23 protein-coding genes and 3 pseudogenes are annotated in these 26209 nt (G+C 64.0%); 6 read left to right on the plus strand and 20 right to left on the minus strand.

The features are described from left to right. Nucleotides 1–2: 2 nt before the first annotated feature. The 8 genes and pseudogenes from ACVWYI_RS32610 to ACVWYI_RS32645 all read right to left on the minus strand — a co-directional run bounded on the left by ACVWYI_RS32610 (nt 3) and on the right by ACVWYI_RS32645 (nt 9342). Nucleotides 3–1268: an NAD(P)/FAD-dependent oxidoreductase gene (locus ACVWYI_RS32610; RefSeq protein WP_247350778.1), complete on the minus strand. Its 1266-nt coding sequence runs from the start codon at nt 1266–1268 to the stop codon at nt 3–5. Nucleotides 1269–1271: 3 nt separating this feature from the next. Further along, nucleotides 1272–2934, minus strand: a pseudogene (locus ACVWYI_RS32615) (thiamine pyrophosphate-binding protein). Nucleotides 2935–3172: 238 nt separating this feature from the next. Further along, nucleotides 3173–4363, minus strand: a complete 1191-nt coding sequence (gene uxuA / locus ACVWYI_RS32620; protein WP_247350774.1) for a mannonate dehydratase — start codon at nt 4361–4363, stop codon at nt 3173–3175. A 14-nt stretch (nt 4364–4377) separates the two neighbouring features. Next, a complete protein-coding gene (locus tag ACVWYI_RS32625) occupies nt 4378–5427 on the minus strand; it encodes an L-idonate 5-dehydrogenase (RefSeq protein ID WP_247350772.1) in 1050 nt (349 codons plus the stop codon). Next, nucleotides 5424–6830, minus strand: coding sequence for a TRAP transporter large permease (locus ACVWYI_RS32630; protein ID WP_247350770.1), 1407 nt, complete (start codon nt 6828–6830; stop codon nt 5424–5426). The genes ACVWYI_RS32625 and ACVWYI_RS32630 overlap by 4 nt, the downstream gene beginning before the upstream one ends. A gap of 4 nt (nt 6831–6834) precedes the next feature. Continuing rightward, the gene (locus ACVWYI_RS32635) at nt 6835–7413 is read right to left on the minus strand and encodes a TRAP transporter small permease (protein WP_247350768.1); all 579 of its coding nucleotides are present in this window, start codon (nt 7411–7413) and stop codon (nt 6835–6837) included. 71 nt (nt 7414–7484) lie between these two features. Next, nucleotides 7485–8417, minus strand: a complete 933-nt coding sequence (locus ACVWYI_RS32640; protein ID WP_249804290.1) for a sialic acid TRAP transporter substrate-binding protein SiaP — start codon at nt 8415–8417, stop codon at nt 7485–7487. Between the two features lie 115 nt (nt 8418–8532). Further along, the gene (locus ACVWYI_RS32645; RefSeq protein ID WP_456664211.1) at nt 8533–9342 is read right to left on the minus strand and encodes a FadR/GntR family transcriptional regulator; all 810 of its coding nucleotides are present in this window, start codon (nt 9340–9342) and stop codon (nt 8533–8535) included. 129 nt (nt 9343–9471) lie between these two features. Here ACVWYI_RS32645 and ACVWYI_RS32650 point away from each other — a divergent pair, with 129 nt between their 5' ends. Both ACVWYI_RS32650 and ACVWYI_RS32655 read left to right on the plus strand, forming a co-directional pair. Continuing rightward, nucleotides 9472–10956: a mannitol dehydrogenase family protein gene (locus ACVWYI_RS32650; RefSeq protein ID WP_247350763.1), complete on the plus strand. Its 1485-nt coding sequence runs from the start codon at nt 9472–9474 to the stop codon at nt 10954–10956. 96 nt (nt 10957–11052) lie between these two features. Next, nucleotides 11053–11460 (plus strand): nuclear transport factor 2 family protein, encoded by a 408-nt coding sequence (locus ACVWYI_RS32655; RefSeq protein ID WP_247350762.1) that lies wholly within the window; start codon nt 11053–11055, stop codon nt 11458–11460. A gap of 68 nt (nt 11461–11528) precedes the next feature. Here the strand turns inward: ACVWYI_RS32655 and ACVWYI_RS32660 are convergent, their stop codons facing one another. After that, on the minus strand, nt 11529–12245 hold the full coding sequence (locus ACVWYI_RS32660; protein WP_247350761.1) for an HAD family hydrolase: 717 nt from the start codon (nt 12243–12245) through the stop codon (nt 11529–11531). A gap of 148 nt (nt 12246–12393) precedes the next feature. Between ACVWYI_RS32660 and ACVWYI_RS32665 the strand changes: the two genes are divergently transcribed. Beyond that, nucleotides 12394–13242 carry an SDR family oxidoreductase gene (locus ACVWYI_RS32665; protein WP_247350760.1) on the plus strand — a complete coding sequence of 283 codons (849 nt, stop codon included), beginning with the start codon at nt 12394–12396 and terminating at the stop codon, nt 13240–13242. A gap of 120 nt (nt 13243–13362) precedes the next feature. Then, entirely contained in the window at nt 13363–14625 is a 1263-nt protein-coding gene (locus ACVWYI_RS32670) for a serine hydrolase domain-containing protein (protein ID WP_247350759.1), read from the plus strand. Nucleotides 14626–14737: 112 nt separating this feature from the next. On the opposite strand, the gene ACVWYI_RS32675 is transcribed toward ACVWYI_RS32670, so the two are convergent. After that, nucleotides 14738–15625, minus strand: coding sequence for a dienelactone hydrolase family protein (locus ACVWYI_RS32675; RefSeq protein ID WP_247350758.1), 888 nt, complete (start codon nt 15623–15625; stop codon nt 14738–14740). 101 nt (nt 15626–15726) lie between these two features. After that, nucleotides 15727–17016 carry an MFS transporter gene (locus tag ACVWYI_RS32680; RefSeq protein WP_247350757.1) on the minus strand — a complete coding sequence of 430 codons (1290 nt, stop codon included), beginning with the start codon at nt 17014–17016 and terminating at the stop codon, nt 15727–15729. Between the two features lie 427 nt (nt 17017–17443). Between ACVWYI_RS32680 and ACVWYI_RS32685 the strand changes: the two genes are divergently transcribed. After that, on the plus strand, nt 17444–18019 hold the full coding sequence (locus ACVWYI_RS32685; protein ID WP_247344605.1) for a MarR family winged helix-turn-helix transcriptional regulator: 576 nt from the start codon (nt 17444–17446) through the stop codon (nt 18017–18019). Between the two features lie 14 nt (nt 18020–18033). Here ACVWYI_RS32685 and ACVWYI_RS32690 read toward each other — a convergent pair whose 3' ends face one another. After that, the gene (locus ACVWYI_RS32690) at nt 18034–18972 is read right to left on the minus strand and encodes a hypothetical protein (RefSeq protein WP_456664212.1); all 939 of its coding nucleotides are present in this window, start codon (nt 18970–18972) and stop codon (nt 18034–18036) included. 815 nt (nt 18973–19787) lie between these two features. On the opposite strand from ACVWYI_RS32690, the gene ACVWYI_RS32695 reads away from it, so the two are divergent. Then, nucleotides 19788–20558: a response regulator transcription factor gene (locus ACVWYI_RS32695; protein ID WP_247344611.1), complete on the plus strand. Its 771-nt coding sequence runs from the start codon at nt 19788–19790 to the stop codon at nt 20556–20558. A gap of 126 nt (nt 20559–20684) precedes the next feature. Here the strand turns inward: ACVWYI_RS32695 and ACVWYI_RS32700 are convergent, their stop codons facing one another. The 8 genes and pseudogenes from ACVWYI_RS32700 to flgD form a co-directional block, all read right to left on the minus strand. Beyond that, nucleotides 20685–21143 (minus strand): hypothetical protein, encoded by a 459-nt coding sequence (locus tag ACVWYI_RS32700; RefSeq protein ID WP_247344614.1) that lies wholly within the window; start codon nt 21141–21143, stop codon nt 20685–20687. Further along, complete coding sequence (locus ACVWYI_RS32705; protein WP_247344617.1) at nt 21140–21652, minus strand: flagellar biosynthesis protein FlgN; 513 nt, start codon at nt 21650–21652, stop codon at nt 21140–21142. The genes ACVWYI_RS32700 and ACVWYI_RS32705 overlap by 4 nt, the downstream gene beginning before the upstream one ends. A gap of 42 nt (nt 21653–21694) precedes the next feature. After that, on the minus strand, nt 21695–22174 hold the full coding sequence (locus ACVWYI_RS32710; protein ID WP_247344723.1) for a rod-binding protein: 480 nt from the start codon (nt 22172–22174) through the stop codon (nt 21695–21697). After that, nucleotides 22171–22590 (minus strand): hypothetical protein, encoded by a 420-nt coding sequence (locus ACVWYI_RS32715; RefSeq protein WP_247344620.1) that lies wholly within the window; start codon nt 22588–22590, stop codon nt 22171–22173. The genes ACVWYI_RS32710 and ACVWYI_RS32715 overlap by 4 nt, the downstream gene beginning before the upstream one ends. 6 nt (nt 22591–22596) lie before the next feature. Further along, nucleotides 22597–23350: pseudogene (gene fliR, locus ACVWYI_RS32720) on the minus strand (flagellar biosynthesis protein FliR). Next, nucleotides 23347–25429 (minus strand): annotated as a pseudogene (flhA, locus tag ACVWYI_RS32725) (flagellar biosynthesis protein FlhA). The pseudogenes fliR and flhA overlap by 4 nt, the downstream one beginning before the upstream one ends. Nucleotides 25430–25524: 95 nt before the next feature. Then, a complete protein-coding gene (fliQ, locus tag ACVWYI_RS32730) occupies nt 25525–25791 on the minus strand; it encodes a flagellar biosynthesis protein FliQ (RefSeq protein WP_106945789.1) in 267 nt (88 codons plus the stop codon). Beyond that, nucleotides 25788–26207: a flagellar hook assembly protein FlgD gene (gene flgD / locus ACVWYI_RS32735; protein WP_247344628.1), complete on the minus strand. Its 420-nt coding sequence runs from the start codon at nt 26205–26207 to the stop codon at nt 25788–25790. The genes fliQ and flgD overlap by 4 nt, the downstream gene beginning before the upstream one ends. Nucleotides 26208–26209: the final 2 nt, after the last annotated feature.

A 26209-nucleotide genomic window follows, 5' to 3' on the forward strand; every position in this document is an offset into this window, starting at 1 on the left:
TCTCAGAGGAAACGATCGGGCGCGAACGGTGCGAGCGGAATCTCCGGTGGCTTGCCGCTCAGAAGCTGGGCGACGAGACGGCCAGTGCGGGCCGAACCGACCAGGCCGATATGGCCGTGGCCGAAGGCATAGACGATGTCGCGCGAGGCGCGCGCGTAGCCGATGCAGGGACGTCCGTCCGGCATGCTCGGCCGATGGCCAAACCAGGTCTTGATACGGGAAGACGGAATGTCCGTCGGCAGTTTCGGGAACATGCCGAGGAGGTTGTCGCGCAGGATCTCGGCGCGCTTCCAGTTCGGTTCGGCCTCGAGGCCTGCGATCTCGACCGTGCCGGCGGCGCGCAAACCCTTGTCGGTCCAGTTCACCACCATCTTCGCATCCGATGCCATCATCGAGCTGCGCGGGCCCGATTCCGGATTCTCGATCATGACGTGATAGCCGCGCTCGGTCTCCAGCGGCAGCGGATCACCAATGGATGCGGTGAGCCGCTTCGAATGCGCGCCGGCGGCAATCACCGCGGCATCGCAGGGAATCTCGCCGGTCTCGGTGATCACTGCAACGAGCTTGTTGCCGGAAAGCTTGAGCCCCGTCGCCTTGGCCCGCACAAGCTGCGCGCCACTTGCCAGCGCATGTTGCGCGAGGGCTGCGACATAGGCACCGGGATCGCGGCAGCGCCCGGCCTCTTCCACCACCACGCCGAAGGTGTAGCGCGGATGCAGATCCGGCTCGCGCTGACGAATCTCGTCGGCGTTAAGCTCCATCCATTCGACGCCGACCTTTCTGCGCAGGCGCCAGCCGAGATCGTTGTCGAAGTTCCCGCGTGACGGAAACACATGCATCACGCCGTTGCGTTCCACCAGCTCAGGAACGCCCGCCTCCTCCGCGAGCTTCCTGTGCAACAGCGGCGCGTCCTTCAGGAGGTCGCGCAGCGCAAAGGCCGTCTTCTCGACCCGCGCCTCGGTCCAGCCCGAGAGCAGATATCTGATCAGCCAGGGCAGCGCCTTCGGCAAGTAAGACCAGCGGATCGCGAGCGGCCCGAGCGGGTCCATCAGATAGAACGGCACCTTCTTCCAGACGCCGGGCTCGGCCGGCGGGATCACCGAATGCGAGGAGAGCCAGCCGGCATTGCCGTAGCTCGCCGCCTGTTCGCCACCGGGCTCGCCTGCGTCGATCAGCGTGACGCGATGTCCCTCGCGCAGCGCTTCGATTGCGCTGATCACGCCGACCGCGCCGGCACCGATGATGGCGACGTGGCGGCCCTTGGACATGGCTTAAGCCTTCACCGCAGGGGCAAAGTCCTTGCCGACCGACATCGCGCGCGGATCGATGATGCAGTGGAGGATCGACGGCTTGCCCGAGGCGAGCGCACGCTCGAACGCCGGCGCGAACTCTTCAGTACGCTCGACGCGCTCGCCATGGCCGCCGAACGCTTTTGCGTACATCGCAAAATCCGGGTTCTTCAGCTGGGGTGCCGACTATGCGGCCGGGATAGTCGCGCTCCTGGTGCATGCGGATGGTGCCGTATTGCGAATTGTCGACGACGATGACGACGAGCGGCGCGTCGTATTGCACGGCGGTCGCGAACTCCTGGCCGTTCATCAGGAAGCAGCCGTCGCCCGCGAAGGCGATGACGGTGCGATCTGGATATTGCCGCTTGGCGAGCACCGCCGCCGGCACCCCATAGCCCATCGAGCCTGAGGTCGGCGCAAGCTGGGCCGCAAAGCTGTGGAAGCGGTGATGGCGGTGGATCCAGCCAGCATAGTTGCCGGCGCCGTTGCAGACGATCGCGTCCTTCGGGAGTCGGTCGCGTAGCCAGGTCATGACCTGGCCGTACTGGAACGTGCCGGGCAGCTCGCGCGCTTTGTCGGTCCAGGCCAGATAATCGGCATGCGCCTTGGCCGCTTCACCCTTCCATGCGAGCGCCCCGGCGGGCTTTAGCGTCTCGACCGCTTCGGCGAACGCGGCGGGCGTCGCCTGGATCGCCAGCTCCGGCTGATAGACGCGGCCGAGCTCTTCCGAGCCCGGATGCACGTGGATCAGCTTCTGTCGCGGGGTCGGAATATCGAACAGTGTGTAGGACGAGGACGGCATTTCCGACATGCGGCCGCCGATGAGCAGAATGACATCGGCGCCGTCGATGCGCGCCTTCAGCCCCGGGCTCGGCCCAATGCCGAGGTCGCCGGCATAGTGCGAATGGTCCGCGTCGATCAGCGACGCTCGGCGGAACGAGGTCGCGACCGGCAAGTCGAACCGCTCGGCAAACCGCGCGATGCTCTTGGTCGCCTCGTCTGTCCAGCGCGAACCGCCGAGAATGACGAGCGGCGCCTTGGCGCTGGCAAGCATGGCGCCAACGCGCTCGATATCAGAAGGCGCGGGCCAGCTCACCGCCGGCTCGATCCGCATCGCGTCCGCAACGGCCGCGGTCTCGGTCAGCATGTTCTCCGGCAGCGAGATCACGACGGGACCGGGACGACCCTGCATGGCGACGCGGAAGGCGCGCGCGACCAGCTCCGGAATGCGGTCGGGACGATCGATCTCGACCGCCCATTTTGCCATGGTGCCGAACACAGCCTTGTAGTCGAGCTCCTGAAACGCCTCGCGCTCGCGCATGCCGGTGTCGACCTGGCCGACGAACAGGATCATCGGCGTCGAATCCTGCATCGCGATGTGGACGCCGTGGCTGGCATTGGTGGCGCCGGGGCCGCGGGTGACGAAGCAGATTCCGGGGCGGCCCGTGAGCTTGCCGTAGGCCTCCGCCATCATCGCGGCGCCGCCCTCGGCGCGGCAGATCATGACGTCGATCGGGCTGTCATGCAGCGCATCGAGCGCCGCGAGGTAGCTCTCGCCCGGCACGCAGGTGACGCGCTCGACGCCTTGCGCGACCAGCTGATCGATCAGGATCTGGCCCCCGGTGCGGGTGTTGCGAATGGTCATGACGGCTCCCTCGAGGCTTTGGCGATGCGCTTCATGGCTTCGCGAAAATCTTGTTCAGAGCTGGCGTAGGACAGGCCGGCAGGGCGCGCAAGATCGAATGGCTTTTCGCACCCTGCGCAGGCGTCATGCCGGCCCCTGGTCTTTGCACATCCGGCCCATTCGCGAGGACGCGGCGGCCATGATCGAGCGCCGCGCCAATGATCGACCGGCTCGATCCGAAGCTCGGCGCAGCTGCCTTCTATTGATGCTCGATCGCGCGGATCGCGCCGCGGAGCTCGGCGAGGCCGCGGAGACGGCCGATCGCGGTGTAGCCGGGATTGGTGCGCTTGGTGGCCGCGAGATCGTCGAGCATGCGGTGGCCGTGGTCAGGCCGGAACACGATTCTCTTGTCGGGCGAACGCCGCGCGTTCTCCTTCAGGAGCGCCTTCAGCACCGCGATCATGTCGACATCGCCGTCGAGGTGATCGGACTCGTAGAACGACAGGCCATCGGCCTCGCGCTTGGTCGCGCGCAGATGTGCAAATGCGACGCGCGGGCCGAAGCGCTCGGCCATTGCGGGGAGGTTGTTCTCGGCGCGCACGCCGAGCGAACCCGTGCACAGGCAGATGCCGTTGGCCTTGGACGGAACGGCATCGAACAGCGCCTGATAGTCATCGGCGGACGAGGCAATGCGCGGCAGGCCGAACAGCGGGCGCGGCGGATCGTCGGGATGCAGTGTCAGCGAGACCCCGAGCTGCTCGGCGACGGGCGTGACGCGGCCCAAAAATTCGGCAAGATGTTGCCGCAGGATTTTCGGCGTGATGTCGCGATATGTTTCGAGTCGATCGCGGAATTGCGGGATCGTCATCGGCTCGGTGGTCGACCCCGGCAACGCGCTGGCGATGACCATGACGAGATAGTCGATATCGGCCTGGCTCATCTGGTCGAACAGCTTTTTCGCGCCGGCCTGCTGCTCGGGTGAGTATTCGGCGGTTGCGGCCGGCCGCTTCAGGATATGCAGCTCGAACGCGGCAAAGCGGTCCTGGTCGAAGCGCATGGCGCGGGCGCCGTTCGGCAGCTCCCATTCGAGATCGGTGCGACACCAGTCAACCACCGGCATGAAGTTGTAGCAGACAATCCTGATACCGGCGGCGGCAACCGCCTCCAGGCTCGCGATCCACGTCTCGATCGAGCGCGTCGCCTTGGCGCCAAGACGCTTGACGTCGTCGGGGATTGGGATCGATTCCACCACCGACCAGGTCAGTTGCGAGCGGCCGGGCTGGCCGCGCTCGATGAAGTTCTTGCGCTCCTCGACCGCCTTGCGTGTCCAGGCCTCGCCGATCGGCACCTGATGCAGCGCCGAGACGATATCGGTCGCGCCGGCCTGCCTGACGTCATCCAGCGAGACGGGATCATCGGGCCCGTACCAGCGCCATCCCTCTAGCATCATGCCCTTTTCTCCGATCAATTCGCGGTCAGCACGACCTTGACGCTCTGCGAGCGGTCGAGCGCCAGCCGCAGCGCCTCCGGCGCGGTGGACAGCGGCCGCTCGGCCGTGACCAGTGACAGCACGTCGACGCTGCCGGCAGAAATCAGTTCCACCGCGGTCATGAACTCGAGCCCGAAGCGGAACGAGCCGCGAAGGTCGATCTCCTTCGCCATCACCGCATTGGCCGGCACTGGAATCTGGCCGCCCGGAAGGTTGCCGATCTGCACGACAATGCCGCCGCGCCTGACGATGCCGATCGCGCTGGCGAGGCCAGCAGCCGTGCCCGAGACCTCGAAGACGACATCGTAGGGACGCGACGCGGCTTGTGCCTTCAGGCCTTCCTCACCGCCCGCGACGTTTTCGGCGTGAGAGGCGCCGAGGCGGCTTGCAAAGGCCAGCGGCGCCGGCGCGATGTCCGCAACCGTGATGTCGGTCATGCCGGCGCGGCGCGCGGCGAGCATGGTCAGAAGCCCGATCGGGCCGGCACCGAAGATGATGCCGCGCTTGCCTTCGATGTTGCCGGCACGCGCGACCGCGTGCAGGCAGACCGCGAGCGGCTCGGCCAGCGCCGCAGCCTGATAGGACACGTGATCGGGGATCTTCACGCATTGCGCCGGGATCGCATCGAAGTAATCGGCAAAACCGCCCTGCATGTGCGGCGTCTTCGAGGCCGAGCCCATGAAGTAGATATTTTCGCAGAGGTTTTGCCGGCCTTCGCGGCAAGCGACGCAATGGCCGCACCAGCGCGACGGGTTGACGGCGACACGGTCGCCGGCCTTCAGGTTCGCCGCGGCGCCCGCGATCTCCACGACCTCGCCGGAGATCTCGTGGCCGAGCACCAGCGGCGACTTCACGACGAAATCGCCGGTCCGGGCATGACGGAAATAATGCATGTCCGAGCCACAGATGCCGCCGGCGCCGAAGCGGATGCGCACCATGCCATCAGCGAGCTTGTCGAGCGGGTGCTCGATCATGCGCAGATCTTCGGGACCGAACAGGGTTGCGGCGAGAGAAGTGGATGTCATTTGGAAAGTCCCATGTATTTCGGCAGCCAGAGGGTCAATTCAGGAATGTAGGTGATTGCGATCAGCGCGATCATCAGCGGCACCAGCCATGGCAGGATCGCAATCGTCGTGCGCTCGACCGAGAGTTTGGCGACGCGGGCGAGCACGAAGAGGACCATGCCGAGCGGCGGATGCAGCAGGCCGATCATCAGGTTCAACGTCATGATCAGACCGAAATGGATCGGGTCGATGCCGAGCTTGAGCACGATCGGCAGCAGGATCGGCACCAGAATGGTGATCGCCGCCGTGGTGTCGATGAAGCAGCCGACGAACAGGATCAGGACGTTGGCGAGTGCCAGGAACACCCATTTGTTGTGGGTAATGCTGAGCATCCAGTCCGACAGCATCTGGGCCGCCTGCGACACCGTGAGCAACCAGGCGAAGATCGAGGCTGCCGTGACGATGAACAGCACCGACGCCGTGGTCTCGATGGTGTCGAAGGTCGCTTTCGCGACCGTCTTCATCGTCATGGTGCGGTAGCGCACCAGGCCGAGAAACAGCGACCAGATCACGGCGGCGACCGCGGCTTCCGTCGGCGTGAACCAGCCGAGCGTCATGCCACCGATCAGGATCACCGGCGCCATCAGCGCCATCACCGCCGAGAAGTCGAAGTACCAGTCGATCGCGAGCAGCACGACTAGGCCAAGCCCAACCGCCCAATTGGTGGAGAGACCGGCGACCGTCAGAAGCCAGACAGCCATCGGAAAGCTCAGTACGACGACGATCTCGAGCCCCGCCGATCCCAATTGCGGCCATGAGAACGGCGTATCGCTGCCCCATTTGTTCTTGTGCGCGAAATAGGTGACGGTGGCCATCATCAGCAGCGTCAGGACGACGCCTGGAATGACGCCTCCCAGAAACAGCGCGCCGATCGAGACATTCGCCATCATGCCGTAGATCACAAACGGCAGCGACGGCGGGATGATGGGCCCGAGCGTGGCCGAGGCCGCGGTGACGCCGACGGAGAATTCCGTGGAATAGCCGTGGTCCTTCATCGCCTTGATCTCGATGGTGCCGAGGCCGGCGGCATCCGCGATCGCGGTGCCGGACATGCCGGAGAAGATCACCGAGCCGATGATGTTGACGTGGCCGAGACCGCCGCGCATCCAGCCGACCAGCGCGACGGCGAACTTGTAGATGCGCCCGGTGACGCCGGCGATGTTCATGAGATTGCCGGCCAGGATGAAGAACGGCACGGCCAGCAGCGGAAAGCTCTCAACGCCGGCGATCATGCGCTGCGCCAGCGTGACGTCGGGCGTCACGCCGCTGACCAGGATGTAGAGCAGCGACGACGCGGCCATGGCGATCGCCACGGGAACGCCGAGCAGCATCAGGATGAGAAAGCCTCCAAGCAACAGCAACATGGAACTACCCTTCAAAACCGTCGTAGGCGCCGGGACGTTCGAGGATCGAATAGCCCTGTCGCAAATGCTGCACTGCGACCTGCAACGACCGCACGAACATCAGCACGAAGCCGAGCAGCACCGCGTAGTAGACGTAGTCCTTGGGAAAATTGATCGTGGTCATGGACTCGTCGCCGATGATCTGGATGTAGACCCAGACCAGCTTGATGGCGTAGCCGAAGAAAGCGATCCGAATCAGGTCGATCACCGTCGACAGCGCGCGCGCCACGAGGTGCGGCAAATAGCGGTAGACGAGGTCGACCTGGATGTGCCGCGACAGCCGCACGCACATCGAGGAGCCGATGAAGACCACGCCGATCAGGCAGTAGGTCGCAATCTCCTCGGTCCAGGCGTAGCTGTCGTTGAGCACGTAGCGGGTGAAGAACTGGAGGAAGACGGCGAGCGCCATCACCCAGAAGATCGCCAGCGCGACCCAGTCCTCGAAAGCGTAGACGCCGAGATCGACCTTGGGTGCCGCCTCCTCCTCGAAGGTGTGGGCGATCTCGTCCCCGGTGATCTGCCGGTGCGTTTCGACTGTGGACATGGGGTTACTCCTCAAGTACCGAGCGTCATTCCGGGCCTCGCGAAGCGCGCGCCCGGAATGACGACCTATTGTTATTTCACGTCCTGGATCCGCTCCCAGTCGGCCTTGCGATAGCCGAAGGTCTCGAACGCGACGTTCTTCAGCACGGTGTCGCGGAACTCTTTCTTGTCGACCTCGGTCACGGTCAGGCCCTTCTTCTTGAAGAAGGCGACCAGCTTGGCTTCGTTCTGCTTGATCTCCTCGGTCGCCTTGGCGGCGGCTTCCTGCGCCACGTCCGTGAAGATTTTCTTGTCCTCGTCGCTGAGCTTCTTCCACAGCGCGCCCGCCACCACCGTGTTGAGGTGATCGACGATGTGGCCGGTCAGCACGATGTGCTTCTGCACCTCGTAGAACTTCTTGGCTTCGATCGTGGTCAGCGGGTTCTCCTGGGCTTCAACGGTGCCGTTCTGGAGCGCGAGATAGACTTCGGCGAACGCGATCGGCGCAGTGTTGGCACCACAGGCGCGCGGCATCGCCAGATAGGCCGGAACGTCGGGCACGCGCATCTTCAGGCCCTTGAGGTCGGCACAGGTCTTGATCGGCTTGTTCGACGAGGTCTGGCGCACGCCGTAATAGGTCACCGCGATGATGTGGTGGCCGCTCTTGTCCTCATAGCCCTTGGCGAGTTCCTTGAAGATGTCGCTCTTGGTGTAGGCGAGCAGATGATCGGCGTCGCGGAAGGTGTAGGGATAGTAGGTCACGCCGATCGGCGGAAAGCTCTTGGCCGCGAAGCTCGATCCGGAAATGATGATGTCGACCGAGCCGAGCGAGAGGCCCTGGTTGATGTCGGCTTCCTTGCCGAGCTGCGACGCCGGATAGACGTCGATCGCATAACGCCCGTTGGTGCGCTTTCCGATCTCCTGCGCAGCCCAGACCGAGGCGGTATGGAACGGCTCCGAGGTCTCATAGACATGAGCCCATTTGAGCTTGGTCTGCGCCATGCCGGCATTGGTCGTAGCAAACATGGCCGCGGCCGAGACCGCCAGCACCGTTGTGATCTTTTTCAACACTGATTTTTTCCTCCATCTTCTAAGTCTGCTTCTGTCCGCCCGCCCCGACCTGGATGCGGACCGCCCAATCTCATCGCCGCCGCGCGCTGCTGCTCGCAGCCCGTTTTTTCTTCGGCGCATGTTCCGGCTTTGACGGCTTTGCCGTCGATCGCGCCGCGCGCCCGGACGACGGTCCTGCCGCGTTCTCGGCGCCAAAGTTCTGCGCAAAGCGCTCCTGGGATCGCGCGAGATGATCGCGCATCGCATCGCGCGCGGCCCCGGGATCATGCGCCACGATCGCGTCGCGCACCGCGCGATGCTCGTCGAGCGCATTGCGCCAGGTGCCAGGGCTCTCGAAATAATGCGCAAGCTGCGCGAAATAGGGATTGAGGCGTTGGTCGAACAGCTCGCCGACCACGCGCACGAGGACGGCATTGCCGAGGCTTCCGGCGGTCGCGACGTGGAAGGCGCGGTCGTGAACCATCGAGGCTTCGCCGGGGTGTTCTACATTCTCCATCGCGACAAGAGACGCATCGATGCGGGCAATGTCGCCCTTCGTCGCCACGCGCGCGGCTTCTTCGGCGATCGCGCTCTCCAGGAATTCGCGGGCGCGCAGCAGCTCGAACGGGCCCTCGATGACGGAAGCAGGCGCGGGCGCCGCAACGGCGGCGGGCTCGATCACGTAGATGCCGGAGCCGACACGGATGCGGAGGCGGCCTTCGACCTCGAGCGCGATCAGGGCTTCGCGCACAGTCGGCCGCGATATCTTGAGCTGCTCGGCGAGCTCGCGCTCGGTCGGCAAGCGGCTGCCGACCGCGTATTCACCGCTGTCGATCAGGCTTCGCAATTGATCGGCGACCTGGCGATAAAGCCGTCTCGCCTCTACAGCTTCCAGCGGCACGCTGGCCCTCCCTCAAAGGTCGGCACCGGGTTGATCCCGGCGGCCCGCCAATTTTGGAAAATTGGTCTTACCAATTGACCGAGGACGGACGTCATGTCAAGCAGCAGCAAAGCAAGGGGAGACACGTCCATGCGCCTTGGTTCAACGCGCCTTGGCCGCGCCAATCTCGACCGGCTGCCACCTGGCATCCGCCGCCCGGCCTATGACCGTTCGCGGGTCACGCCCGGCATCGTGCATCTCGGCCTCGGCGCCTTTCATCGCGCCCATCAGGCCGTCGTCATCGACGATTGCCTTGCCGCCGGCGCCGCGTCGTGGGGCATCGTCGGCGCGAGCCTGCGCAGCCCTGACGCGCGCGACGCCCTCGCCCCGCAGGACCATCTCTATACGGTTGCGGTCCGTGCGGCCGAAGGCACCCAGCACCGGGTGATCGGCGCGCTGCTCGACAGCGTGGTCGCGCGCGAGAGCCCGGCGCGGCTGATCGAGCGGATGGCCGATCCCGCCATTCGTATCGTCTCCCTCACCGTCACCGAAAAGGGCTATTGCCATACGCCGCAGACCGGCGATCTCGACGAGCGGCATCCTGATGTCGTGCACGATCTCAACAGTTTCGACGCGCCGCGTTCGGCGCCCGGCTTCATCGTTGCGGCACTGGCGCGGCGGCGAGCGCTGGGTGCCCCGCCCTTCACCGTCCTGAGCTGCGACAACCTCGCCGCCAATGGCGACACCGTGCAGCGGATCGTGACGCAGTTCGCAGCGCTGCGCTCGAAGGACCTCGGCAAGTGGATTACGGATACAGCGGCCTTCCCCTCGACCATGGTCGACCGCATCGTGCCGGAGACGACGGATAGCGACCGCGATACGGTTTCATCCGCGCTCGGCTTGCGCGACGCATGGCCGGTCATGACCGAGCCGTTCACGCAATGGGTGGTCGAAGATCGCTTCACGGCGGGCCGGCCTGACCTTGCCGCCGCGGGCGTCGAGCTCGTCACTGATGTCAAGCCGTTCGAGCTGATGAAGCTGCGGCTGCTCAACGCCAGCCATTCCGCGCTCGCCTATCTCGGCTATCTCGCCGGCTACGAGACCATCGCCGACACCATGCTGGATCCGCATTTCGCGCGTTTTGCCGCGCAGGTGATGGAGGAGGCCGCGGTGACGCTGACAATGCCTGCCGGTGCCGATCTGGCCGCCTATCGCGCCTCGCTGCTCAAGCGCTTCGCAAATCCGGCGCTGCATCATCGTACCTGGCAGATCGCGATGGATGGCTCGCAAAAGCTGCCGCAGCGGCTGCTTGGCGCGATGCAGGATCGCCTGCTTAAGAATTTACCGGTCGCGACGCATGCGCTCGCGGTGGCCGGCTGGATGCGCTACGTCACCGGCCTCGACGAGCAGGGCCGCGCCATCGACGTGCGCGATCCGCTCGCCGCCGAGTTCGCTGGCTTGGCGCGCGAGGCAGGTCCCGTCGCCGAGCGATTGGCGCCCGCACTGCTCGGCGTCGGAAAAGTGTTCGGGCCGCTGGGTGCCGAGCCGCGCCTGCGCGAGGCCGTGACCGCGGCGCTTGGCCGTCTCTTTAAGGATGGCGCGCGGCGGGCGGTGGAGACGCACCTCTCCGCGTGACCACAAAGCAGGCATGCTGCACTGCGGTCCAGATCGAACAGAAAGCCGACGGAAGTCGCGCTTGATTTTTGCCTGTCATTGCCCCACCCGAGAGGCATGGCAAAGGACAGCAAGATCATCGCCGCCAACGCGGCCTTTTACGCCGCCTTTTCAACCGGCGACTTCGACGGTATGGAACAGATGTGGGCAGATGACGACGCCATTTCCTGCATCCATCCCGGCTGGCCGGCGATTATCGGGCGCGCCACGGTGATCGGAAGCTGGCGCGATATCCTGCAAAATCCGCAGCGGCCGCAGATCGTCTGCGCCGAACCGCAGGCCATCGTCGACGGCGACAGCGCGCGCGTGCTCTGCATCGAGATCGTTGACGGCACCGCTTTGGCTGCTGCCAACCATTTTCGGCGCGTCGGCGACGGATGGCGGCTGGTGCATCATCAGTCGAGCCCAATCGCGCAGATTGTCGAGCAGGCTGAGGATGATAGAACGAGCCACCGCGTCCACTGAACGCGGCCGGCCCGCAGGCACTTTCTACTGTGCATGGGGTTGTTTTTCAGTTTTTTTGTTCTGCGGCCTCATCCGAGCTCCGACAAATCATCCAGCACGACCCGCGCCGCGCTGAAATCGTCGTCCCGGAAGAACATGCTGCGGGTGATGAGCACGGGAATCTTCGCCCGCGAGGCCGCGATCAGGCCGTTGGCGGAATCCTCGATCGCGACGCAGTCGGACGCCTTGAGCTTCAGCCGCGCCAGGATTTCGAAATAGACGTCCGGCGCAGGTTTCTTGTGCTCCACATCATCCCCGGCCACGATCGCCTCAAAATCCGCGGACCAGCGCGTCCCCAGCGCCCGCGACAGCAGCGCATCGATGTTGCCGTGGGACGTCGTGGTCGCGATCGCGAGCCGCTGGCCGCGCGCCTTGGCAGCAATGAGGAGACCGGTCACGCCGGGCCGTAAGGGGCAGCAGCCGGTCTCGACCAGTTCGGCGTAATGCGCGGTCTTGATGCGGTGGAGTTCCGCGATGTTCGCGTCCGACAATGGCGCAGCAATCTTCAGCCGTCCATGGAAGACGCGAATGCGCTCCTTGCCACCGGTGACCCGCAGCAGGTCCTTGTAGACGGCCCGGTCCCACTGCCAGCCGAGACCGTGGCGAACGAAGGCATAATTGAAGGCCTGCCGATGCAGTTCCTCGGTTTCGGCCAAGGTGCCGTCGATATCGAAGATCAGCGCTGCGGCGCGCCGGATCAGCTCAGCGGCGTCACATGGCACTATGGCGGGCGCTTCTGCCTGCATGATCGATCCGTCCCTCCTGCCGCTGTGACAAGTGAGCATCGCCCGAGGCAGCGTGCGAGTAAAATTGCAATATCTTTTGCCGGACCCAAAAATCCCTTATGAGCGGAGACGCGCGCAACGGCGCGAACGGAACCAGCACGGCGGACACATGCGGCTCTTCATCCTTGGCCTTGGCTACAGCGCCGGGCATTTCGTCCGCAGGTTTGGCGGCACCTTCTCACATATCGCCGCCACCGTGCGCGATCCCGCGAAGCGAGATGACCCCGCCGGCATCGAGATGCAGGCCTTTTCCGGCGGCAGCCCCGCGCGCGAGACGGTCGAACGTATCGGCGACGCCGACGTCCTTCTCGTATCGATCCCGCCCGGCAGCGTCGGCGATCCCGCCATCGCCACGTTCGGCGACGTGCTGGCGGCGGGCCGGCGCAAGGTCATCTATCTCTCGACCATCGGCGTGTATGGCGATCACGGCGGCGGATGGGTCGACGAGAGCACACCGCCGCAGGCCATCCTCGATCGCACCCGTATGCGGGTCGCTGCCGAGCAGGCCTGGACGGACATAACGCGCGGCAACGCCGCGATCCTGCGGCTTGCGGGCATCTACGGCCCCGGCCGTAACGCGCTGGTGACGCTGCGCGCGGGAACGGCCCGGTGCATCATCAAGCCGGGACAATTGTTCAACCGCATCCATGTCGACGACATCGCAAGCACGATCACGGCCGCGGTTCATCACCCGAGCGGCGGCACCTGGAACGTCTGCGACGACGAGCCGGCGCCGCCGCAGGACGTGATCGCCCATGCGGCGAAGCTGATGAACGTTGCGCCGCCGCCCGAAGAGGCCTTTGAGACCGCGGGAATGTCGCCGATGGCGCGCAGCTTCTATGCCAGCAGCGCCCGTGTCTCCAACGCGAAATTGAAGCGCGAGCTCGGCGTCACACTTGCTTATCCGACCTACCGCCACGCTCTGGATGCGTTATGGCACGCGGGAGAGGGACGATAGGGTTCCGGCATTCCCGGCGTCCCAGACATGCCCTGCCCGCGCTTGACTTCGCGCCGGTGCGGTCGTGATCTAACCACTCAGCGGGCCACTGCATAACGAGCCCGCGCTTGGGAGGATACAATGAAGACGATCGCCATGGTCGCGGCGGCTGCCGTCGTCACGCTTGCTGCAGCGCGCGCCGCGCCGCTGCCCGAAGCCAGTCCCGACGACGCCGGCTTCTCGAAACAGGGCCTTGCACGGCTCGACAATTTCTTCGCGCGTGAGATCGCCGCCAAGCGCGTCCCCGGCGCGGTCGTCGCGATCGCCCGTGACGGAAAGCTTGTGCACTACAAGGCCTATGGCATGCTGGATCCGGACAAGGGCACGCCGATGCCTATTGACGCGATCTTCGCGCTGGCATCGATGACCAAGCCGATGGCGGCAGTCGCGGGATTGACATTGATGGAGCAGGGCAAGCTGCCGCTCCAGGCCAAGCTGTCCGACTATTATCCTGGCTTTGCCGACATGAAGGTCGGCGTTCAGCAGGCCGACGGTTCATTGAAGCTCGAACCGCAGGCATCGCCGATTTTCATTCACGATCTCTACCGGCACACGTCCGGCCTGATGTATGGCGGCCGGCCGGACAGCTCAAGCACGCTTGCGCGACAATATCCTGAAGGCACCGCGCCGGCGATCGAAGGCGACACCCAGGCGTTCATCGACCGCATCACAAAGCTGCCGCTGGCGCATCAGCCCTCGACCGAGTTCGAATACGGTTTTTCGATCGACGTACTTGGTGCTGTGGTCGAGAAGGTGAGCGAGCAGAAGCTCGGCGACTATCTCGCCGCCAATGTCTGGCAACCGCTCGGCATGAAGGACGCGACCTTCCATCCGACCGACGCACAGCGCCCTCGCCTCGCCCGCCCGTTCGCCAACGATCCGCTGACCGGCAAGCCGCAAGCCATCAAACTTTTGGACACGCCGACAAAATCCGACTGCGGCGGCGCCTGCTCGTTCGCAACCGTCGGCGATTACATCCGCTTCGGGCAGATGCTGCTCAACGGCGGCGAACTCGACGGCCAGCGCGTCCTCGGTCCCAAGACCGTGCATCACATGACGACCAATCATCTCGGCCCCGAGATCAAGAACAACGTGGCGAACATCGAGCCGCACCGCGCCGGCTTCGGCTTTGGCCTCGCGGTCGCTGTCCGCACCGGCGAAGGATTGTCGTCGGTCCCCGGCAATCCCGGCGAGTTCACGTGGAATGGCGCGTACGGGACACAGTTCTTCTGCGATCCCAAGGAGCGTCTCGTCGTGGTTGTCGGAACGGCGGCGCCGGGCGAGCTGCGGAAATTTTATCGCGAGCAGGTCCAGGACATCGTCTATGGCGCGATGGTGAAATGAGATCGGCACGCCGCATTGGAAAGAGGGCGGCCGATTGGATCGCCCTCTTGAATTGTTTGAGCATGATCTTGTCGGAAAACCGCTACACGCTTTTCCGGATCATGCTGCGACGTCAGCTCAGAACGCCGTATTTCTTGAACCAGGCCTGCGCCCGCTTCCAGGCATCTTCCGCGGCGTCCTTGCGGTAGCTGCCGCGGTAGTCGGCATGGAAGCCGTGCGGCGCTTCCGGATAGATCTTGAATTCGGCCGTCTTCTTGTTCTGCTCGAGCGCAGCCTTCATCTGCTCGACCTGGGTGACGGGAATGCCGGTATCGGCGCCGCCATAGAGGCCGAGCACCGGCGCCTTCATCTCGGGCGCCAGCTGCATCGGGCTTTTCGGCCACAGCGGATTGGGAGCATCGACCGGCGGACCGTAGAAGGCGACGCCAGCCTTGAGCGTGCCGTTGTGGGCGGCATATTCCCAGACGGTGCGTCCACCGCGGCAAAAGCCGATGATGCCGAGCTTCGCGGTGTCGCCGCCTTGCGATCCCGCCCACGCCACCGTCGCATCGAGATCGGACAGCAGTTCCGCGTCCGGCTTGGCATTGACGATCGGCAGCAGGTCCTTGATCTCGGCGATCTTGGTCAGATCGGTACCCTTGCGGAAGTAATAGTCAGGCGCGACTGCGAACGCGCCGAGCTTGGCGAGGCGCCGCGTCACGTCCTTGATGTATTCGTGCAGGCCGAAGATCTCCATGGCCACGATGATCACCGGCGCCTTGGTGTTGCCGGCCGGGCGGGCGAAATAGGCAGGCATCTCTTCGGAGCCGACCTTGATCTTGGCGTCGCCGGCCTGGAGACCGCTGGTGTCTGTCGTGATCGCCTCGGCGCGCACGGGCCCGGCCGCAAGCGTGTAGCCGGCGGCAACCGCCGCGGTGGCGCTCATGAATCCGCGCCGCGAGACCGGGGCGGCCTTGGTCAGCCCGACGACGTCGGATGTCATGGTGGTTTCAATGCTCATCGGTTCATCCCTTCCTGATGCCTGGCCCTGATCCCCAAGGCGATGCATTCGCCGATAATTGCCGGCGAAACGCAAATCACCAGCCTGCGAGCACGCCGCTTTCAGGCCTTGCCCCGACGCTGCTTCCCCGGGGCAGTCTCGGGCATCAGACTCATCGCAACAAGTCCAACGATTGCCGCAAGCAGCAGGTACCAGGCCGGCGCCAGCGGATTGCCGGTGAGGTGGAGGAGCCAGGTGACCACGAGCTGCGCCGTGCCGCCGAAGCTGGCGATCGCGACCGCATAGACGGTCGCGAACACGCCACCGCGAATGTTCTGGGGCAGCGCCTCGACGAAGGTCGCGTAGAACGCAGTGAATGGCAGCGACCCGATGACGGACAAGACACCGAAACCGGCCAGGAGCGACAACGCGCCCGGCGCATGGACGATCCACAGGAAGGTCGGGTAAGTCAGCAGCAGCGTTGCGAGCTGCGGCCAGATCATCACCGGCTTGCGACCAAGACGATCTGCCAGCCAGCCCCCGACCAGTGCGCCGACAAACTGAATGCCGTTGCTGACCAGCGACACGGCGAAAGCCAGTGTGGACGACACATGCAACGTGTTCTGCGCATAGGTCGTCATGTACTGGGTGACGTAGGTCGAGATGGTGCCGCTTGCCAGGATCATCAGCGCAAGTCCGATGATGCCAAGGTGGCGCCTCGCCTGCGAAAGATGACTGACGTGTTCGACGGTGCGGGCACCGGCTTTGGCCTGCGGGATCGTCTCGGGCAGCGTTCGGCGCATCCAGAACCCGAACGGTATGCAGACCGCCCCGATCAGAAACGCCACCCGCCAGCCATAGGCGTCGAGCATTTCCGGCGCCATCGTCCGGCTCAGGATGACGCCGACGAGCGCGCCCGCGGTCGCGGCGATCTCCTGGCTCGCCGGCTGCCATGCCACCACCAGCGCCCGATGCTCGGGCGGGGCAATCTCGATCAGATAGGCGGTGGTCGGCCCAACCTCGCCGCCGAGGGCAAAGCCTTGCGTCATACGCGCCGCGATCACGATGATGGGCGCGGCAAGACCGATCGCTTGATAGGACGGCGTGAGCGCGATGGTCAGGATGGATAGCCCCATGAGCGCGAAGCTCAGCAGCATGGCGGGGCGCCGGCCGATGCGGTCGGAATAGATCCCGAGCACGATTCCGCCGATCGGCCGCGTCACGAAGCCGGCGCCGAAGGTCGCCAGCGACAACATCAGGCTGCCGTACTCGCTTCCCGTCGGGAAGAAGGTATGGCCGATCTGGATGGCGAAGAAGCTGTAGGTGATGAAGTCGTAGAATTCGAGCATGTTGCCGACGGTGGCGGCCAATGCTGCGCGCTTGACGTTGAACGGCTTCGCTTGCTCGATCACAGACGATACTCTGGAATTCCCGGGCTCGATCGTATTTGGGACTTAACCGCCTGCCTGCATTGCGACGCAACATCCATTAACCGAAAACGGTGGTTCTCTCGCCTCCACTTTCGCCGCCACGAGTTGCAGCGCAACTGCCTGCTCGCGCAATTCGAACCGCGTCGCCGCAACAAATGGGCTCTGCTGTGGTCGCAAGGGCACATCATGTTGCTCCCCGTCGTACGCTATCGGGATTCTGCAGGCGAATCGCAGTTATTTGACTGAAATTTTCAGAACAGTTGAGCCGGGCGATTTACTCGAACTTTCTTCGTGACGCTCTAGTTCCACCGCCGGAAGTTCCGTCTCTCTCGGGAGCTTCATTATCAGCCACCCGGATTGCGCTACCAGAAGCTCAATTGAATAAAGATTTATCCGACCTGGAATTGAAATGCATTTGGCTCGCGAAGCGATCGAATTATTGGGACAGATGGCCCGTATCCTGTGGTTCGAAGGCGCCAAGCATGGCCTGCGCGACCGCGAATGGATGGCGCTGCGTTTCCTCTCCCGCGCCAACCGGTTTTCCCGGACGCCCTCGGCGCTCGCGAGTTACGTTGGCACCACGCGCGGCACCGCCTCTTTCGTCATCGGCGAGCTCGAGCGGCTGGGCTACATCGAGCGCAAGCGCTCCGCCACGGACAAGCGCTCTGTGTTGCTGAGCGTGACGCAGCAGGGCAAGAAATTTCTCGTGCGCGACCCCATCAGCGTTCTGCTCGAGCCGATTGCCATTCTCGACGACGATGCCAAGACTCGCTTTCGCGACACGCTCCGGCATGTGCTCGATCAGGCCGATGCGGCCGAACAGCGGCACCATACCGACGTCTGCAAGCGCTGCATCTTCCTGCGCGAAGATCGCACCACGGACAGCAAGACGGCGGCCGAGTTCAGCTGCCGCCTGTTTCGCGCGCCGATCGCGGAGGCGGAGGTCGACCTGCTATGCACCAGCTTCGAGCACCACCGCCAATAGAAGGCGGCCCTCGATCAGGGCGTTGCCTTGCGTGACGAATAGATGACGCCCCCGCTGGACTCCACCACCAGACGTCCGTTCTCGTTTTTGATCTCCTCGATACGGCCAAGGCCCGGCACCTGCTGTCCCAGTACGGCCTCGACGACGCCGTTCGGGCCTTGCAGGATCGCAATCCCTTCATAGGCCTGGCGGACCGACCAGCCCTTGATGGTCTTGCGCGGCGCCGACATGCGCTCGGACGGAGACACCGATCCCGTGACCTCGGGCGCCGGGACCGAAGCCATCATCGGCATTGGCTGTGTTTGTGAGGCAACGGGCGTCGGAGCCTGGGCCTGCGCCTGGGCAAGCTTATCGAGCTTCACCGTCGAGGACGAGCTCACCCGCTCGATGCGATCCAGGTTCTCGCCAAAACGGCCGAAACGGTCATTGGTCGCCTTGCTCGATTGATCGACCGCCGTGCGCAGGCCGTCGAGATTGTCGGACACGCCCGACATCTGCTTGCGCAATTGCGCCACCGTCTCACGCAGATTCCTGATCTCCGTACTGGCCGCGACGTTGCTCTGGGCGGGCTGCGTGGTGAGATAGACGATCACGCCAGTGCAGGCGCAGACCACCACCATCGCAGCGACTGCCAATGTCGCGAGCGGCGCGACCCATGTCGGACGCGGCGGCGGCGGCTTGGCCACGATCACGGCCGGCTTGATCACGATCGGCGCAGGCTTGTGTATCGCCATTTTGTCGAGCCGCGCCTTGGCGCGAATACGCTTCAGACCCTCGAGCGCCTCTTTCGCCAGAGTTTCATCACTCGCCGCTGCCGACACACGCTTGGTGGTCGCAGCAGGCTTGGCGGCTCCCGTCGCATTGTCCCCGGCATCGCGCGCCTCCGCAGCCGGCTTCGCCGCTGCGGAAACATTGGCGGTCGCGTTGGGGCGAGCTTGTCCATCGGACAACATGTGAGAATGCTCCGTTCGGTTCGACCTATCGAACGGTGACGTTATGTGCCGAAGCTTGCCTGAAACGTGCGCATAAATCTTTTCATCGCGCGCGAAGCGACGCAACTGAGTCAAACGCGTCATACACGTGGCGAGAGTGCGACTCGAAAGACACACCTCCGTCAAGATTTCGCCAAGCTGAGGTCGCCTTGCCATACATGAGTCGAATTGTCGCATGTGGAAACAGGGCGACGAGAGTCAATCCCGGGTTGAAAACCTCCCGATTTGCATGAACCGCGGCACCGCCCGAAAAGGCTGTATTCATACGGGGATACGGAACTTTAGAACTGCCAAAGTGCAAAACTAGTTCTAATTCCAAATCAACTGATGCGATTGTACATACAAAGAAACAACTCGAAACAAAGCAACAGTATCAAGCACGCGTAGCAACCGCTTTGTTGCGCGCGCTTGATCGGGAATCGGCAATTGTTACGGTCCTACTCAAGTGATTCTCGCCAGTTAGCGAGGAGAACGACACAGTACAGTAGCGTTCGGACGCAATGAGCAACTTGGCGCAACTGTTCTAGGTCGCTTTCTCAATCCGCTCCGCGAGGTGATCCGTAAGACACCCGCCGGGCCTCACGCGGTAAGCGTTCAGTATCGAGTCGAAGTAGCAGGCCTGCGAGACGCAGGCACTGAATGCGTAGGGCTGCCCGCGAATATGAAACCATAATAACGGTTCGCGGGAAGGAATGTCGTCAAACAGCACCGCTGCCGAGCCGGGCATCACAACAACGAACCGGCCGCAGCAAGTGCGAAACAGGGGCGAAAGACTGATGTATATTATCGTTGATGATCGCGAGAGCGTCACGAACAGCTATGTCGGAGGGCTCGTTCGCGAAGGTGTATCGTCGATCGGCTTCTCCTCCGGAGAATTCTGGGACTGGCTGCAATCTGCGAGTGAATCGGATCTGGCTGCGGTGGACGCCTTCCTCCTCGGGGATTGCGACGCTCGCGGAAGCCTGCCGCGGGCGATGCGCAAGCGCTCCTCGGCTCCCATCATCGCCATGAGCGGCCAGAAGATGCTCAAGAACACGCTGGAGCTGTTCGAATCGGGCGTCGATGACGTCGTGCACGTGCCGATTCATCTCCGCGAGATCCTCGCTCGAACGGCCGCGATCGCGCGCCGCCGGGTCGGGGAACTGCCGAGGCCCTGCGAGACCAGGATCCAGGTCTTTTTCAACGGACGTGACCCCGAGATCGCGGGCCACGCCCTCACCCTGCCCCGACGCGAACTGCGCATCCTCGAATATATGGTCAGCAACCACGGCAAGTGGGTCACCAAGACGCAGATCTTCAACGCGGTCTACGGCATCTTCGAGGCGACCTTCGACGAGAGCGTGATCGAGAGCCACGTCAGCAAGCTGCGCAAGAAACTTCGCGACCGCCTCGGCTTCGATGCGATCGTGGCCAGGCGCTACGTCGGATACCGTCTCGATATCCCGGCAGGGGAGACCATCGACGTGCCGATGCAGGAACTCGACGAGCTCGGCATCCTCCTGAACAGGGCGCATGTCGCCCCAGCGGCGTATCCGGCCGGAAACTGATCGGCAGGGTACTGCCACGAAAACGACAACGGCCTCTGCGAACCAATTTCGCAGAGGCCGTTGTACTTTCAGCGGCGGAAGCGCCGGAACAGATGCCTAGCTTCGCGACGCGAGGCGCCGCGACACCTAGGGCTTCTGCTGGAATTCTTCCTTCGACACGTAGTTGAAGTCTTCGACCAGGACATCCTGGACGACTTCGGCCTGCATCCGCTCATTGACGCGCTGCTTGATGGCCGTCGTGAGGATGGAGAGGTCGTAACGGGCGAGTTTCCTGAAATCGAGGCGGTCGTCGGCATAGATCTTGCGGAAGGCTTCGTCGACGACGAACGGCTCGGGCGGAACGTTGAGCTGGTGCATGGTCCGCGCCTCCACGGTGTAGACGAAGCGCGCGACGATGTAGCCCTGCACGTTGCCACCCTCAACCATAGGCACGCTCAGCGCCCGCGTCTTCTGATACTGCAGCCCGTCGAGATATTCGTCCTTCGCCGGCAGCAGGGTGCCGTTCTCCTTCCAATACGCGACGGCATAGCTCGTGCCCGCGGTGAGGATGCATACCCAGAGCCCGGCCAGCACCAGTCTGATCATCTTCCGTCCTGTGCTGCTCGACCGGTATAGGTGCCGTCCGACTCGGCGTCCCTGATGGCCTTGACGACGATGGTCGCGACCTCGCGTACCGCGTCGTAGTGCATTTCGAGGAGAGAACGATTTCGCTCAAGTTTCTCGCGCAACCGCTGGATCTCCTCGGTGATCTCGACCTCGCCGCCGAGATGCATTCGGGCCCGCATCAGGCGGACGAATTCCAGCATACTCCGGCTCTTCCGGGCGCTGAACTCGTCGAAATCGATCTTCTTGCCCGTACCGAGCGCGACCGTCTCTTCCTCAACGATGCTTTCGAGCCGGCGGATCGCAGCCAGCAGGCCCCGCACCTCATCCGACCTCGCTGTATCCGCGCCTTCGTTCGCCAACTCGCCACCGACATTCGAGAGCAGCACGGGCAACAGCGCATCACCGGGCGCGGCTGCCGTCGTCATCGCCTCGGTGTCCACGACCGGCTGCTCCATCACCAGGGCCGCCGCGCCTTCATGTGCCTGCATAGGAAATTCACCCTTCAACTTCTGTCACCCATTCCCGGATCGTCATCCGGCCTTGCCCGTAACGTCCGGCCCGGCCGGATGCGCGGCGGCGAGCTGCTTGGCAATGCCAATGCCCTTGCCCTTTGCCAGCTGAGCACCAAGTTGCTCCGCCAGCATCGACTTCCAGACGCCACCGGCCGTACCCTTGCCAAAGACCTCCTCCGACTCCTTCGGCAACATCGTCTCGACGAAGGTCTGGAGGATGAAAGCCTCGAACTTCCGGTACACCTCGCCGGATGCCGGCGCCTTGATCACCTGCACCGGAGCCCCGTTCACCGCACCCGACGGCGCTTCCGAAACCTTCGACGCGGATTGTTCTGCAGCGGCCGCCTTCGCCTTGCCGACCTCCGCGTCCATCGTGGCGGCGAAATCCGTGTCCAATGATTTCAGCGCATCGAGCTTGGCGGTCGCCGCGCGCTGCGCTACCGGGTCGGCGGCATCGAGGACGTCGAGGACGAGGTCGGGTGTCGCTGTCACGATCATGTCTTGTTCCGGTTGGCTGGCCGTGGCGTCCACTCGCGCACGGTGAGACTTGTTCCCGTCATCTCCTCGAGCGATTTCTTCTCGGCGTCGCGAAGCTTGTCCGCGAGCGCCGCCTTGGCGACCTGCTCGAACTGCTTCACACGGCGGCTCTCCGCGCGAACCTGGTCGAGCTGCTGCGAGGCCTGCGCCTGAATCGCGCGCGTGCCGACGCTGGTCCTGGTCAGGCGCCGCGCGATCGATTCGCTCGATGATCCCGCCGGCGGCCTGCCATCGTTCAGGGCTCCGACAAGCCATTCCTGCTCGTCCTGCAAGCTGCGCTCCTGCTGCCGCAGATGCGCGAGCTGCCACTCGGACAGCCGGAGCTGGAGCTTCACGAGCGAGACCAACCGGCCGAGCTTGTCCGCGCGCGAGGTCATGACCGATCACTCCGCCAGCCATGACGAGACGCCGAGCATGAATTGCGTCAAGAGCTCGTCGCTGGTGAGGTAGAGCAGCAGGAAGCCGCCGAACAGCACGAACGGCACCGAGATGAAATAGACCGGAATCGCCGGCGTCAGCTTGTTGACCAGGCCGACCGCGACGTTAACGATGACCGAATAGACGATGAAAGGGCTGGTGATCCGCAGCGTCAGGACGAATGCTTCCGACAGCCGGCCGACGAGCAGCTCCAGCGCCATGCCGCCGCCGAACTTATCGCCGGGATGCCAGACGTCGTAGGAGTTCATCAACCCGCGCAGGACCTGCCAGTGCTGGTCGGTTATGAAGAACAGCGTTGTGACGGCCGTCATGATCAGCCGGCACCAGAGCCGGCGCCGGATCAGTGTCGCCGATCGGCGTCCCCGGGATGTTGCTCAGCCCGATGGCACTCGCCATCACAGTGGCCATGGTCTGGAGTGCGAGGAAGAACACGCGGCCGCCGAGCCCGATGACGCTGCCGACCACGAGCTCGGAGCAGATCAGCAGCGCGAGCGTCAGCGGTGCCGCATTGTCCGTGAGAGGTTTCAGGACAGCGACCAGGATCGGCGTCAGCGCAAACGTCGTGACGAGCGCGACGAACAAGCGGACCTGGGCCGGGACGTTGACGCTGGAATAGCCCGGCACCAGCATCAGGCAGGCACCGATGCGGCAGAACACGATGAACGTCACCAGCACGCTGTCGGCAAGGCCGCTGATCACGATATGGCTCCGAGTGCTCTGATCTCGGTGCTGCGCGCGACTTCGACATGCGACAGGATCGGCAGTGTCGGAAATACCCGTTCCAGGATCATCCGGACGTAGGGACGGGCTTCGGGGGTCACCGCCAGCACGACGCTGGTGCCGTTCTCGGTGAACTTGCGGATCGCGGCGCTGGCTTCGGTCGCAAACTGCTCGATCAGGCGCGGATCGGCGTCGAATTCGACGACGTCGCCCTTGGCGTCGCGCTTCAGGCTCTGGTGGAACGCCAGGTCCCAACGGTTGCCGAGACGGACCACGTTGAGCACGCCGTTGTCGGACAGGTCGCCGCAGATCTGCTGGGCCAGACGCGTACGCACATGCTCCGCCACCTGCTCGGAGCGCCGCACATGGGGCGCGATCTCGGCGATGGCCTCCAGGATCAGATGGAGGTTGCGTATCGACACGCGCTCGGCCAGCAGGATCTTCAGGATTGCCAGCAGTCCCGAGTACGATATCTGCGACGGGCAGAGATCCTCGACCAGGCGCTTGTATTCGGGATCGAGCCGGTCGAGCAGGCCGCGCATGTCCTTGTAGGACAGGAGCTGGGCGAGGTTGGCCCTGATCACTTCGCTCAGATGCGTGAGCAGCACCGACAGATTGTCGACCGGCTTGCAGCCCTGACGCTTGACCTCGTCGGTGAAAGCGTCCGTCACCCACAGCGCTTTCATGCCAAAGGCCGGCTCGATCACCTCTTCGCCGGGCACGTCGGGCTTGCCGTCCTTGTCGACGAGCACCAGCACCTCGCCGAGCCTGAGCTCGCCCTGGGAGACGCGGGTGTCGTGGATCCGGATCTGATATCCCTTGGGATCGATCGACAGATTGTCGGTGAGCTTGATCTCGGGAACGACGAAGCCGTACTGCTTGGCGAACTTCTTGCGGATCTTGGCCACGCGGTGTGCTAGCTCGGTACGCGAGCCCAGCAGATGGACCGACAGGTGGCCGCCGAGCGCCAGCTCGATCTCCGCTGTCTTGAGCGATTCCTTGACGGATTCCTTGGCCTCGAGCTGGGCGCGTTCGTCGGCCTTGCGCGCATCGTCCTTCTGCTTCAGGGCCGCCTGCCGCCTCGGCAGCGAGTATCCGACGAAGGCCATGGCGCCGCCGAGCAGCAAGAAGGGCGCCATCGGCAACCCCGGCATCAAGGCAAGCACGAACATCATCAGCGCGGCGGCCGATACCGCGCGCGGATAGCCGCCGAGCTGGCGCAACACTGCCTGCTCCGCCGACCCCCTGGTGCCGCCCTTAGAGACCAGCAAGCCCGCCGATAGCGACACGATCAGAGCCGGCATCTGCGTTACCAGACCGTCGCCCACGGAGAGTTTGGTGTAGACGTCGGCGGCACGCGACAGCGTGAGTCCGTGATGGGTCACGCCGATGATGATGCCGCCGAAAATGTTGATCGCGGTGATGATCAGGCCGGCGATGGCGTCGCCGCGGACGAATTTCGAGGCACCGTCCATGGCGCCGAAGAACGCGCTCTCCTCTTCCAGCTCGCGGCGCCGGCGCTGGGCTTCCTTGTCGTCGATCAGCCCTGCGGATAGGTCCGCGTCGATCGCCATCTGCTTGCCGGGGATGGCGTCCAGGGGTGAAGCGGGCGCCGACTTCGGCGATACGCGTCGCGCCCTTGGTGATCACGACGAAGTTTACCGTGACCAGAATCGCGAAGATGATCAGGCCGATGACGAAGTCGCCGCCCATGACGAACTTCGAGAAGCCGGCAACGACGTGGCCCGCGGCGTTTTCCCCCTCCCCGCCGCGCGACAGGATCAGACGAGTCGTCGCGACGTTCAGCGCCAGCCGCAGGATCGTGGCGATCAGCAGCACGGTCGGGAAAGCCGAAAAATCGAGCGGCCGCTGGATCCACAGCGCGACCATCAGGATCAGCGCCGACAGTGCGATCGAGAAGGCGAGGCCGAGATCGATCAGGATCGGCGGGATAGGCAGGAACAGGATCGTGAGCATGGCCACGATACCGCCTGCGAAAAAGGCGTCGGCGCCCAATCGTCGCGGGGTCGGCAGGCTGGCAGCTAACGTATCGGACATGGGTCACCGGCAGAGGATCCGGCCCGTAATCTGCCGTGCAAAGCTTACGCGGGGGTGGTGGCAGGAGATGGCCAGGGGTGCCCGGGCCGCCCGGATCAGAAGCCGCGCTCGATATGCGAATAGACCATCTCGGTGAAGGTGGAGAGATGGGCTCCGATGAAGGAGCCGGAGACAGCAACGACCAAGAGAATGACGATGATCTTCGGAACGAAGGTCAGCGTCACCTCCTGGATCTGGGTCAGAGCCTGGATCAGCGCAATGAGGGTGCCGACCAGCATCGCGGCGCCAACGGCAGGCCCGGAGGCGACGATGATGGTCCAGATCGCCGCCTGGACGATGTCGAGAGCGTCCCGTTCGTTCATGACTGGCTGATCGTGAGACCCGGGCCGACCGCGACTTTCGTGCCGTCCTCGAGCGTCGCGACGGAGCCGTCAGTGTTGATGGAAATCGAAGCGACCTTGCCGCTGAAAGTCGCTCCGGTCGAGTCCGTGAAGCTGACGGTCTTTCCGATCAGCCCGTCTGCCTGCGACAGCGATTGCGAAGATAGCAAAGAGTCGAGCTTGGTATTGGTCTGCATCGCCTGCTCGACCGACGAGAGCTGCGCAAACTGGCTCATATATTGCGAGGTATCCATCGGATTGGTCGGATCCTGGTTCTTCATCTCTGCGATGAGGAGCTGAAGGAACGTGTTGTAGTCGACGCCGGTGCTCGACTTCGACGTGGTTGAGCTGGTCGAACTGGACTTGCTGGTGCTATCGGTCGCGCTGGTGACGTTCATGT

It is taken from the genome of Bradyrhizobium sp. LB13.1 (assembly GCF_054056815.1).

Coding starts and splice junctions, on each gene's coding strand:
- ACVWYI_RS32610 (WP_247350778.1), bottom strand. CDS start 1,268: ATGTCCAAGGGCCGCCACGTCGCCATCATCGGTGCCGGCGCGGTCGGC.
- uxuA (WP_247350774.1), bottom strand. CDS start 4,363: ATGATGCTAGAGGGATGGCGCTGGTACGGGCCCGATGATCCCGTCTCG.
- ACVWYI_RS32625 (WP_247350772.1), bottom strand. CDS start 5,427: ATGACATCCACTTCTCTCGCCGCAACCCTGTTCGGTCCCGAAGATCTG.
- ACVWYI_RS32630 (WP_247350770.1), bottom strand. CDS start 6,830: ATGTTGCTGTTGCTTGGAGGCTTTCTCATCCTGATGCTGCTCGGCGTT.
- ACVWYI_RS32635 (WP_247350768.1), bottom strand. CDS start 7,413: ATGTCCACAGTCGAAACGCACCGGCAGATCACCGGGGACGAGATCGCC.
- ACVWYI_RS32640 (WP_249804290.1), bottom strand. CDS start 8,417: ATGTTTGCTACGACCAATGCCGGCATGGCGCAGACCAAGCTCAAATGG.
- ACVWYI_RS32650 (WP_247350763.1), top strand. CDS start 9,472: ATGCGCCTTGGTTCAACGCGCCTTGGCCGCGCCAATCTCGACCGGCTG.
- ACVWYI_RS32655 (WP_247350762.1), top strand. CDS start 11,053: ATGGCAAAGGACAGCAAGATCATCGCCGCCAACGCGGCCTTTTACGCC.
- ACVWYI_RS32660 (WP_247350761.1), bottom strand. CDS start 12,245: ATGCAGGCAGAAGCGCCCGCCATAGTGCCATGTGACGCCGCTGAGCTG.
- ACVWYI_RS32665 (WP_247350760.1), top strand. CDS start 12,394: ATGCGGCTCTTCATCCTTGGCCTTGGCTACAGCGCCGGGCATTTCGTC.
- ACVWYI_RS32670 (WP_247350759.1), top strand. CDS start 13,363: ATGAAGACGATCGCCATGGTCGCGGCGGCTGCCGTCGTCACGCTTGCT.
- ACVWYI_RS32675 (WP_247350758.1), bottom strand. CDS start 15,625: ATGAGCATTGAAACCACCATGACATCCGACGTCGTCGGGCTGACCAAG.
- ACVWYI_RS32685 (WP_247344605.1), top strand. CDS start 17,444: ATGCATTTGGCTCGCGAAGCGATCGAATTATTGGGACAGATGGCCCGT.
- ACVWYI_RS32690 (WP_456664212.1), bottom strand. CDS start 18,972: ATGTTGTCCGATGGACAAGCTCGCCCCAACGCGACCGCCAATGTTTCC.
- ACVWYI_RS32695 (WP_247344611.1), top strand. CDS start 19,788: ATGTATATTATCGTTGATGATCGCGAGAGCGTCACGAACAGCTATGTC.
- ACVWYI_RS32700 (WP_247344614.1), bottom strand. CDS start 21,143: ATGATCAGACTGGTGCTGGCCGGGCTCTGGGTATGCATCCTCACCGCG.
- ACVWYI_RS32705 (WP_247344617.1), bottom strand. CDS start 21,652: ATGCAGGCACATGAAGGCGCGGCGGCCCTGGTGATGGAGCAGCCGGTC.
- ACVWYI_RS32710 (WP_247344723.1), bottom strand. CDS start 22,174: ATGATCGTGACAGCGACACCCGACCTCGTCCTCGACGTCCTCGATGCC.
- ACVWYI_RS32715 (WP_247344620.1), bottom strand. CDS start 22,590: ATGACCTCGCGCGCGGACAAGCTCGGCCGGTTGGTCTCGCTCGTGAAG.
- fliQ (WP_106945789.1), bottom strand. CDS start 25,791: ATGAACGAACGGGACGCTCTCGACATCGTCCAGGCGGCGATCTGGACC.
- flgD (WP_247344628.1), bottom strand. CDS start 26,207: ATGAACGTCACCAGCGCGACCGATAGCACCAGCAAGTCCAGTTCGACC.